8 protein-coding genes and 1 pseudogene are annotated in these 11,069 nt (G+C 51.8%); 2 read left to right on the top strand and 7 right to left on the bottom strand.

Annotated features, from left to right (window positions below; genetic code table 11):
* Positions 1-34: 34 nt before the first annotated feature.
* The 3 genes from BG55_RS01180 to BG55_RS01165 form a co-directional block, all read right to left on the bottom strand.
* A protein-coding gene (locus BG55_RS01180; protein WP_152542550.1) for an IS3 family transposase occupies positions 35-1,251 on the bottom strand; the annotation gives its coding sequence in 2 pieces (ribosomal slippage) (positions 35-904 and positions 907-1,251; 1,215 coding nt in all).
* Positions 1,252-1,362: 111 nt separating this feature from the next.
* Complete coding sequence (locus tag BG55_RS01170; RefSeq protein ID WP_034933409.1) at positions 1,363-4,515, bottom strand: multidrug efflux RND transporter permease subunit AcrB; 3,153 nt, start codon at positions 4,513-4,515, stop codon at positions 1,363-1,365.
* A gap of 17 nt (positions 4,516-4,532) precedes the next feature.
* Positions 4,533-5,717, bottom strand: coding sequence for an efflux RND transporter periplasmic adaptor subunit (locus tag BG55_RS01165; protein ID WP_034933406.1), 1,185 nt, complete (start codon positions 5,715-5,717; stop codon positions 4,533-4,535).
* A 140-nt stretch (positions 5,718-5,857) separates the two neighbouring features.
* On the opposite strand from BG55_RS01165, the gene acrR reads away from it, so the two are divergent.
* Entirely contained in the window at positions 5,858-6,499 is a 642-nt protein-coding gene (gene acrR / locus BG55_RS01160; protein WP_034933415.1) for a multidrug efflux transporter transcriptional repressor AcrR, read from the top strand.
* Here the strand turns inward: acrR and rsmS are convergent.
* The 3 genes from rsmS to priC are packed head-to-tail and all read right to left on the bottom strand — an operon-like array spanning position 6,496 to position 7,486.
* Positions 6,496-6,651 carry a pleiotropic regulatory protein RsmS gene (gene rsmS / locus BG55_RS21635; protein WP_071994959.1) on the bottom strand — a complete coding sequence of 52 codons (156 nt, stop codon included), beginning with the start codon at positions 6,649-6,651 and terminating at the stop codon, positions 6,496-6,498. The two genes, acrR and rsmS, sit on opposite strands and share 4 nt — an antisense overlap.
* A gap of 19 nt (positions 6,652-6,670) precedes the next feature.
* Positions 6,671-6,916 carry a GlsB/YeaQ/YmgE family stress response membrane protein gene (locus BG55_RS01155; protein WP_034933401.1) on the bottom strand — a complete coding sequence of 82 codons (246 nt, stop codon included), beginning with the start codon at positions 6,914-6,916 and terminating at the stop codon, positions 6,671-6,673.
* 39 nt (positions 6,917-6,955) lie between these two features.
* Positions 6,956-7,486, bottom strand: coding sequence for a primosomal replication protein PriC (gene priC / locus BG55_RS01150; RefSeq protein WP_034933398.1), 531 nt, complete (start codon positions 7,484-7,486; stop codon positions 6,956-6,958).
* A 206-nt stretch (positions 7,487-7,692) separates the two neighbouring features.
* Between priC and apt the strand changes: the two genes are divergently transcribed.
* A complete protein-coding gene (gene apt, locus BG55_RS01140; protein ID WP_034933390.1) occupies positions 7,693-8,244 on the top strand; it encodes an adenine phosphoribosyltransferase in 552 nt (183 codons plus the stop codon).
* An 81-nt stretch (positions 8,245-8,325) separates the two neighbouring features.
* Here the strand turns inward: apt and BG55_RS21305 are convergent.
* Positions 8,326-11,069, bottom strand: a pseudogene (locus BG55_RS21305) (hypothetical protein); the annotation flags it as partial.

Genomic DNA, 11,069 nt, shown 5'->3' with positions numbered 1-11,069 from the left:
GACTAGTCCTGGCATAGGTTGACACTTTACGCCCTCAAAACGCCTGATGTACTGCATCTGGCGTTTTATATTTCAGCGACAGATGCGGTCGCTGGCTATTGTAGATTCTTACCGACTCCGCCACCATTATTTCTGCCTGAACGATGTCTGCCGGGCGCGTTATCAGCAGCTCGTTTTTCAGTATTCCGTTGACCCTCTCCGCAATGGCGTTCTGATAACAGTCATACCCATCCGTCATTGAGCAGATTAGCCCGTGTCTTTCATGCACCGACTGGTACATCGCTGAGCAGTACTGTATGCCGCGATCGGAGTGATGGATCAGCGGTGTCCTGCCATGCCGGTTTTTCAGTGCCATCTGTAGCGCCTTCACCACGTGCTCTGTATGAAGACTTTCATGCACATGGTAACCCACTATTTTCCGTGAGAATGCGTCGGTTACCAGGCTCACGTAAGCCGTGCCGGTTCTGACCGGAAGCCAGGTAATGTCCGCCACCCAAACCTGCTCCGGGCCGGAGATGACGGTCCGCCCCGGCCCGTCTTTCAGCAGGTTTGGATGCTTATAAAAGCGATGATGGCTGTGGGTTGTTTTATGATAAGCCCTGGCCGGACGTACCCGCAGCCCGGCCTCCCGGAGTACGGTAAACAGGCTGTCCCGCCCGATATGCAGTTCAGGTGCATCCCGACAGTTAAGGATATGGTGCAGCTTGCGCGTGCCCAGGCGCGGTTGCTGCATCCTGAGGTTTTTCACTTCCTCAGTAATGCGGCAGGCCTGCTCTGACTTACGTTGCACGCGCTGACACCCCTGATACCAGGCCTGACGGCTTATTTTTAAAAACCGGCAGACCCTGACGATGGTCAGTCCGGGTGTTTTTGCCTGCGCGATAACGAAGCTAACTGCTTTTTTGTCAGCGTGGCACCGAACTCAGTGTTCATGACCTTCACGACGGCCTCAAAGAACTGCGCCTTCACTTCGGATTCAGCCAGCTGCTGCTCAAGCTCTTTGATTCGTTGTTCAGGCGTAAGGGGAAGGGATTTTTTCATGAGTCCTCCACGAGCGCTGCGCTGCTTTGAAGAGTGCCAGTCCAGCTGGCCATATTTACGCAGCCACTTCAGAACGGTGGAGCACCCCTGGATACCGTAGCGCTCCTGAGCCTGACGATAAGTCATCTCACCTTTTTCAACCTGCTCAACGACGGCCAGTTTAAAGGACAGAGAGTAGTCGCGTTGTGTACGTTTAACATATTGCTTCATCACATTCTCCTCAGAATCGCGGGAAAATGTGTCAACGCTATTCAGGACGGGTCACCGTAATAAAAAAGAGGCCGCATCAGCGGCCTCTTCAGACATTCAATCAACAATAAATCAGTGTTGAGGATGTTGTTCAGGGAGCGATTGCTTTTTCTCTTCCTTGTTTTTACCGAAGCGGCGGCGTACCACCACAAAAAATACCGGAACAAAGAAGATAGCCAGTACCGTAGCGGTCACCATTCCGCCCATTACCCCGGTGCCAACTGCATTCTGTGCGCCGGAACCCGCACCGGTACTGATGGTCAGTGGCAGTACGCCCAGGATGAAGGCCAGCGAAGTCATCAGTATCGGACGCAGACGCATGCGCACCGCCTCCAGTGTTGATTCAACCAGACCTTTACCTTCTTTCTCCATCAGGTCTTTGGCGAACTCAACAATCAGAATGGCGTTTTTCGCAGAGAGGCCAATAGTTGTCAGCAGACCTACCACAAAGTAGACATCGTTACTCAGTCCACGCAGGGTGGTAAAGATCAATGCACCAATGACCCCGAGCGGCACCACCAGCATAACCGCAAACGGTATCGACCAACTCTCATACAATGCCGCCAGACAAAGGAAGACGACAATCAGTGAAATGGCATAGAGAGCCGGAGCCTGATTACCAGAGAGGCGCTCCTGATATGACATGCCTGTCCAGTCATAACCAATACCTTGTGGTAATTTAGAGGCCAGTTGTTCCATCAGCCCCATTGCTTCACCAGAACTTTTGCCCGGTGCAGGCTGGCCCAAAAGCTCCATAGAAGGCAAACCGTTATAACGCTCCAGACGTGGAGAACCGTATTGCCATTTAGCTGTGGCAAAGGCTGAGAACGGTACCATCTGTCCGGAAGAACCACGTACAAACCATTTATTGACATCATCTGGCAGCATACGGGAGTCAGCTGTCCCCATCACGTACACTTTCTTTACACGGCCGCGGTCAATGAAATCGTTCACATAAGAACCCCCCCAGGCAGCACCCAGCGTGGTGTTTATGTCGGAGATTGAGACGCCGAGTGCTTCAGCTTTCTCCTGATCGATGGTCAGTTTGTATTGAGGGGTATCTTCCAGGCCATTCGGGCGAACGCCAACCAGAGTGTCAGGGTGTTGAGCAATCATACCAAACAGTTGGTTACGCGCCTGGGTCAGAGCGTCATGACCCAGGTTAGCCTGGTCAATCAGCTGAAAGTCGAAACCGGTGGCGTTCCCCAGCTCAATGATGGCTGGCAGGTTAAACGGAATGACCATCCCATCTTTAATTGCCCCGAATGCTCTCATTGCCCGACCGGCAATGCCATCGACTTTATTGGCAGCTCCGCTTCGTTCACTCCAGGGTTTCAGGCTGACGAAGGCAATACCGGTGTTCTGACCGCGACCAGCAAAACCGAAGCCGTTAACGGTGAAGACCGATTGCACATTGTCTTTCTCTTTAGTCAGGAAGTAATCCGTGACCTGATCCAATACTTTCTCTGTACGCTCCTGAGTCGCACCCGCTGGCAGCTGGGCCTGCGCCAGCAGCAATCCCTGATCTTCCTCTGGCAGGAAGGCGGTGGGCAACTTCAGGAACAGCCAGGCCATGCCCAGCACGATCACCAGATAAATCACCAGGTAGCGTCCGGTGCTGCGGATAATATGACCTACGCTGTCGGTATAGTGATGGGTGCTTTTGTCGAACATGCGGTTAAACCAGCCGAAGAATCCGGTGGTTTTACCATGTTCACCTTTAGCGACAGGCTTAAGCATGGTGGCGCACAGGGCGGGCGTCAGAATCATCGCCACAACTACTGACAGCACCATTGCAGAAACAATCGTAATGGAGAACTGGCGGTAAATGACCCCGGTAGAGCCGCCGAAGAAAGCCATAGGGATAAACACCGCCGAAAGAACAAGGGCAATCCCAACCAGCGCCCCCTGGATCTGCTCCATTGATTTGCGGGTAGCTTCTTTTGGTGGCAGCCCTTCTTCAGCCATCACGCGTTCAACGTTCTCAACTACGACGATGGCATCATCCACCAATAACCCTATCGCCAGCACCATCCCGAACATCGTCAGGGTATTTATCGAATAGCCGAAGGCGCTGATGATGGCAAAGGTACCTAACAACACCACTGGCACAGCGATCGTTGGGATCAGCGTAGCCCGGAAGTTTTGCAGGAACAGATACATCACGATAAAGACCAGCACGATAGCTTCGAGCAGGGTTTTTACCACTTCCATAATGGAGATTTTGACGAATGGCGTGGTGTCGTAGGGATAAACGACTTTCATTCCTGACGGGAAGAAAGGCTCCAGTTTAGCCAGCTCTGCTTTTACCGCTTCTGCCGTGTCCAGTGCGTTAGCACCGGTTGCCAGTTTGATACCAATACCTGATGCAGGTTTGCCGTTATAGCGGGCAATAACCTCATAGTTTTCACCGCCAAGCTCGATTTTAGCGACATCTTTCAACAGTACCCGCGATCCATCTGCGTTGACCTTCAGCAGAATTTTGCCGAATTCATCGGTAGAAGTCAGACGGGTTTGCGCAATAATCGAGGCGTTCAACTGCTGACCGGGAACCGGAGGCGAACCGCCCAACTGGCCAGCCGCGACCTGTGAGTTCTGCGCGGTAATCGCGCTGATAACATCAACCGGTGTTAACTGATAATTGTTTAGTTTGTGCGGATCCATCCAGACACGCATGGCGTACTGAGCACCAAATATCTGGGTATCGCCCACGCCCAGAGTACGGCTGATGGGGTCTTTAATGTTCGAAGCGACATAGTCAGCAATGTCATTTTGCGTCATGCTGCCATCTTCGCTGACGAACCCAGCGACCATCAGGAAGCTACTGGACGATTTCTGAACTTTAATCCCCTGCTGTTGAACTTCTTGCGGCAGCAACGGTGTGGCAAGTTGCAGTTTGTTCTGCACCTGAACCTGTGCGATGTCCGGATCGGTACCCGACTGGAATGTCAGTGTTAATTGTAAGGTGCCTGAGGAATCGCTGTTCGATGACATATACATCAGGCCATCGATACCGTTCATATTTTGTTCAATAACCTGGGTTACGGAGTCTTGCAGCGTTTTGGCATCGGCACCTGGATAGGTCGCTGTTATCTGTACTGCCGGGGGGGCAACATTGGGATATTGCTCGATCGGCAGTTTTAGAATCGACAGCACGCCCGCCAGCATAATGATGATGGCGATAACCCACGCAAAAATGGGGCGATCGATAAAGAACTTAGCCATGTATCAGCGGCTCCTTTTTAAGACTGCGGTTGTTCAGACTTTGCCGGACTGGCACTGTCTGTACTCACTTCTTGTGGGGTAACCTGAGCACCCGGTTTTGCCCGCTGAACACCGGTGGTAATGACTTTATCACCTGCTTTCAGACCGTCAGTGACCAGCCATTTATCGCCAACGGCCTGTTCTGTCTTCAGGTTACGCACGGCAACTTTATTATCAGCGCCGACAACCATTGCAGTCGCCTGACCAGTAGGTGTGCGGGTGACAGCCTGCTGAGGAACTAACAGCGCATTTGGATTGGTCCCTTCATTAAGGCGCGCACGCACGAACATACCGGGCAGCAATGCATGGTCAGGGTTAGGGAAGACGGCACGCAGGGTGATGGAACCGGTGGTTTCATCGACGGTAACGTCAGAGAATTCCAGTGTGCCGCTTTGAGCGTATTCACTGCCATTTTGCAGCAACAGTTTGACCTGCGCTTTTCCGCCAGCCTGTTGTAACGTACCGGCGTTGAGTTCCGCACGCAGTCGCATGAAATCTTCACTGGACTGAGTCACATCGACATAAATGGGATCAAGCTGCTGAACGGTTGCCAGCGCTGTGGTTTGGGCATTTTGTACCAGCGCACCTTCTGTCACTGAAGATTTACCGATACGACCGCTGATTGGCGATGTCACTTTAGTGAACGCGAGATTAATACGCGCCGTTTCCACACTGGCTTTAGCAACCTGAACCGCCGCCGCAGTCTGACTTGCTGTGGCAACGGCAGTATCATAATCCTGCTGACTGATATATTTGGTGCCAAGCAGAGGCTTGTAACGTTTTACCGTCAGTGCTGCAATTTGTGCGTTAGCCTGCGCCTGCACTAAATCACCTTTAGCACTGTCATAAGCAGCCTGATAGGTAGCAGGATCGATCTGGTAAAGTGATTCTCCAGCTTTGATATCGCTGCCTTCAACGAAATTACGTTTCAGAATAATGCCAGAAACCTGGGGACGAACTTCTGCGATACGGAATGAGGATGTCCGTCCCGGCAGGTCAGTTGTCACGGTAAGCGGGGCGGTTTTAAGGGTAACAACACCCACTTCAGGAGCCTGCTGCTGTCCTGCCTGCTGCGCTCCCTTGTTATCACATCCTGTCAGCAATACGCTGCCTGAAAGCATCAGAACGGCCGCCAGAGGCGTTAGCCCTCTGTTTTTATTCATAAATAAACCTCGAGTGTCCGATATCGATAGCGCAATGGCTCCCAAAACCATAAACCCATTGCTGCGTTTAAATTATGGTCGTGCTATGGTACATACATTCGCAAATGTATGTAAGTACGCCTTTTTGTAAAAATCCCCGTATGGCACGAAAAACCAAACAACAGGCACTGGAAACGCGCAATCAGATCATTGATGCGGCAATCGAAAGGTTTTCCGAACACGGAGTGTCCAAAACGTCACTGGCCGACATCGCCACTGCGGCAGGGGTGACGCGAGGTGCAATTTACTGGCATTTCAAAAACAAAACCGACCTACTCAATGAGATTTGGGCACAGTCGGAGTCGGGGCTGGATGACTTAGAGGTTGAGTATCAATTAAAATATCCTTTCGATCCACTCTCCGTGATGCGTTCAATGATTTCCTATGTCTTTGAAGCAACAGTACGGGATACCCGCCGACGTTCATTAATGGAGATAATATTCCACAAATGTGAATTCGTGGGTGAAATGACCACTTTGCAGCTGATGCAGCAAACATTGTACCTGGAATGTTACGACAAGATTGAAGATGTTCTTCGTCAGTGTATAGACGCGGGTCAGCTGCCTGCCGATCTTGATACCCGTCGCACAGCGGTCGTTATCCGTGGCTACATCACCGGCATTATGGAGAACTGGCTGTTTATGCCTGAGAGCTTTGATCTGGCAGCCGATGCCGCACAGCTGGTTGAGGTGTTGATCGATATGTTGAGGCACAGCACTTCCTTGCGCATTCCCCATGATTAACGCGTTTCTGATGTGTTCAGCTTTTTTTCAAAATCTCTTTGCACGATAGCCAGTGCAGCCAGCACGGTATGTGGGGGGATGGCGTTTTCTTCAAGCAGCATGATCAAATCCACAGCCAGTTTGATCTCTTCCGGGGCGTTATCGAGTGTCATGGTCTTCCTTATATAGCGTTCAGATACGAAGTTTTCTGACCACCAGCACCATAATCAGGGCACCAGCCAGGGAAATCAGCATGGCTCTCGGGTCCATTCCTGCCAGCGAGCCGTAATCAAAAAAGGCGCTGACGTAGCCACCAATCAGTGCACCAATCACCGCCAGCACCAGCGTTGCAATGAATCCGCCTGGACGACCATGAAAAAACCAGCGACTGATAAGCCCGACCAGCAGGCCGATAATGATCCAGGAGAGAAGTCCCATCCGTTATCTCCATTGATAATTGATATGCAGCTATTATAGCTACTGTTCACTTTTTTCAATGGTGTGTTCAATTCGCTTCAGGGCGTGCAGGCAGCGCTGCAAACGCCCTTCCAGTGCCGCAATCTCCCGTTGCAGATTTTGTTGTCCACTCAGTATTTCCTGTCGGGCAAGCTGGCTTTCCCGGTCGGCAATCATGGCACGTAACCGCCTTTCATAGCCCTGATGTTTTGCCAGTTTTTCATACATATTTTCACTTTCAGACTCTGTACGGATTTCACTTCTGCGTAATGCCTGAGTCGCCAGTTCGCGTTGCAGTGCGCCGATTTGTAATACCATCCGTTCAGCCATCCATGCCACACTCTCACTGCGATGCCCATCGACGCTCTGCTTAAGCATAAGCAGGCTGTGACGAATTTCAGCAAGATAATCGCCAGGGCGAGTGCTGCGAGTGTGAAACAGCTGGTTGTCAAAACGTGCTCCGGACGTTTTTTGATTTGCATACGGCTCTACTGCGCGGGCCAGCTCCGCCAGCTTTTCTTCTAACTGCAACAACAGATCCGCACTTTTCATTTTGTTTTCTCCCCTGATTTGCCGGATATGATAGCGCGGTCTGCACAGGTTTTGTTTTCTTCGGTTGCAATTAGCGGAGGGTTTGCATAAATTTGGGCGTTTTCGTGCGTGGCTTCCCCTGAATAAACTGTCGGGCTCTGTGATCTGATTTTGCAAGAGCCGTTGAAGCTGCGCGAGTCAGATTTGTATTTACCAGGCATGAAATTATGACCGTAACAGCGCAGCAGCTCGAATTTCTTCAAAACAGTATCAAAAGCATCCCTGATTATCCTAAGCCGGGCATCCTGTTTCGTGATGTGACCAGTCTGTTGGAAGATCCTGACGCCTTCGCTCTCACCATTAAATTATTGGTTGAACGCTACCGTGAGGCAGGGGTAACCAAAGTGGTGGGAACTGAAGCGCGCGGGTTTCTTTTCGGTGCGCCAGTGGCGTTAGCGCTGGGCGTGGGCTTTGTTCCTGTGCGGAAACCAGGAAAACTGCCACGTAAAACTTTTGCTGAAAGTTATGAGCTGGAATATGGCACCGACCAGCTTGAACTGCATTGTGATGCCATTACCGCAGCCGACAAGGTTCTGGTAGTGGATGATTTGCTGGCGACTGGGGGGACGATTGAAGCCACCGCCCGACTGATCCGCCGTGCGGGTGGAGAAGTTAAGGATGCAGCATTCGTCATCAATTTGTTTGATTTGGGTGGAGAGGCACGTCTCAATGCACTGGGAATTGAATGCTTTAGCCTTGTCAGCTTTCCGGGACACTGAGTGACAAATTTGTCGCCTTTTTATTGACGTTTAAAGAATGCAGAAAAGGCTGATTACCCGGGTAATCAGCCTTTTTTATCATCAGAATTTCAGATTGAATGAAGCCGCAACGGTCTGAGAGGTTTCATTTGATGATTTCTGAACACCGTAATTCAGGCCATAAGTAAGATTATCTTTTTGCAGCAAAAAGCCTGCACTGGCGCTCCAGGCGGAACTGTCAGCAATGCGCGATTCGCCTCTTGCCGACCCGGTAACACCCTGCATGGTGACACGGGTTCCACTGGTGGTGTCTCCTCCGGTGGCAATATAACTTAAATCCAGTGAGGGTTTCAGCGTATAACCTGCGTCGTTTTTATACTCCTTGCCAAAGTTGACACCCAGTGGAACAGACCAGAGTGACTGTGAGTTTGAGCCATTTCTGAACAGTGTTGTTCCCGCGCTTTTCGACTGAAACGCGTTATTTTTCAAAAGGGTATAGCGAATGCCAATATGTGGCATAATGTCAACATATTCAGTTTCAAAAACATATTCACGAGTCAGGCCGGCACTGAAAATGGTTGATTTAGCATCCCCGGACAAGTTTGAGTAGCCCGTTACCGGATCGAGCGATTGCTTCATGCTGTGGCTGACTCTTGAGTAATTGACATCGCCAAGCAGATTCCAGTTGCCATTAATCCAGCTGCCGTAAAGTGAAGCTCCCCAGAAATCAAGGTCGTTTTTGACCGGATACAGATTGCCTCTGGAGCGACTTTTCCCTTTCCCTACGTTCAGCGATCCCCCTGTTTTCAGAATTTTGCCCTGAGTGGTTATCAGAGTATCTTCACCACCAATAAAGAGCCCACCAAGCCAGGTTTTGGTTTTAGCATTGAAACCGCCAGCGTTATATCCTGACAGTCTGCTGTTGTCATACAGCAGAGACGTCCACAAATTAAAGCCTTCTTCCAGCGGTGTACCCTGGAAAAAATGCTGCCCCATTGACATATGTTGTGACAGCGTTTTCGTGGTGGCGGACATCACCCGGAAACTGGTCCCGGCCACATTGGCGACAGAAGCCAGATTAATGGCAGACTCAACCAGCCGTGCTGCGGTGCTGGCATCACTGACGTAACGAACATCCATTGCCTTAGAGAGATATTGCTGGGCTGCGTTATCAGAGGTCACACTCACCCCAATCTGTTCGGTCATCGCATTCAGCAAAGAGGCTGAACTGGAAGAAATGTCCGGGGTGGTTGAGCTCAGATCGGCATTTCCAAGCGTGATAAGGGTTGAATCGGTGCTGGCGGTTTGCGTTGCGGTAAGCAACCTGCTGGTGGTGCTGATATTAGAATCCTGCCAGGTGGCTGATGCAGACGTGCCGGAACTGGTCACTGCGGTAAATGATTCGCCTGCCTTGATGTCGCCATCTGTCAGTACCAGCAAATAAGCGCCGGAATCAATCTGAGCCGATCCCATCGCCAGTGCAGCATTACCGGAATCGATATAAGACCGGGCGTTCAACACCGTCAGAGAAGAAGCCCCAAGCCCGGAGGTCGAATCATCTCCGCCTACGCGCCAGTTAAGGTCGGTACTGGAAAGATCCAGAGTGGTATCGCCACTCAGCACCAGCTTACCGTTGAATGTCTGGCCGAGACTTTCCTGTAGCAGTGCAACATTTTCCTGCCAGCTGTTAGCATTTAACTCTGTTGTGCCAAATATTACCGTACCGTCGCCACTGACGGTGAAGGTTCCCTGATTCGCTTCCAGGGTTCCGCTGGCGAAGGTCCCGTCACTGATGATCATGCTGCCATTATTCAGCACTGAACTGTTGACCTGAAATGTCCCGCCACTCTGTAAAAACTGATTTTCCGCTGTAGTCAGCGTGTCAGTCAAACTGCTCCAGAGGTTTGCCACTCCCAGCGTCAGCGTTCCGGCAGTGAATGTACCGCCACGAATTTCAAGCGTCCCGGCACCCCCGAGACCAGCGGTTTGCGCCAGAGAGCTGCTGTTCAGCACACCTTCATGGCTACCATTTTGTCCGCCAATCTGAATATCGCTGGCTATCTGACCACTGCCACTGACAAAGATGGCGGTTCCACTTCCGCCGTTCCCGGCTTCACCACCGTTACCTGAACGCCCCCTGACGCTGGTATTGGTTCCGCCATCGCCTGCGTCTCCGCCCTGGCCTCCGAGCGTTAAGGTGCCTTTATTATTGATGACGCTGTTAGTGAACGTCAGCGTACCAGATGCGCCATCACTGCCATTTCCGCCACTTCCGGCAGCATTGCTTCCTTGCAGGGCACCACCGTTGCCACCGTTGCCGCCCGTACCACCAATCTGAATCCCAGATGTCACATTTAGCGTACTGTTAGTTACCACCAGTGAGCCGGTGCCAGCCGTACCGCCATCTCCTGCGTTACCCCCCTGGCCGCCTGCGGCACCGCTACCACCTGAGCCACTGGTACCTGAAGTGCCGGTAGTACCGTTGCTGCCACTACTACCGCCGTTACCGCCATTCCCACCATTACCACCGACAATGATGGACTGAGCCGTTACCGTGCTGCTGGTGAGATTGAGCGTGCCTGTGCCCCCATCACCGCCTTTTGCACCGTCGCCACCATTACCTCCTGTGCCAGCGGAGCCGCCATTACCATTGTCGCCAGCGTCACTGGTCGATCCTGATGTCGTTCCGGCATTGCCACCCTGACCGCCGGAAGCCCCATCTCCACCATCTGAACCTGCCCCTGCTGCACCTCCGACGGTTAATGTACTTCTGACCGTCATCGTAGAGTTATCCAGCGTCATCGTACCGTTGCCACCGGCACCGCCATTACCGCCGTTACCGCCGT

It is taken from the genome of Erwinia mallotivora (assembly GCF_000590885.1).
GTDB lineage: Bacteria > Pseudomonadota > Gammaproteobacteria > Enterobacterales > Enterobacteriaceae > Erwinia > Erwinia mallotivora.
The sequence above is the reverse complement of the archived record's forward strand: the minus strand, read 5'-3'. Positions and strand labels throughout refer to the sequence as shown.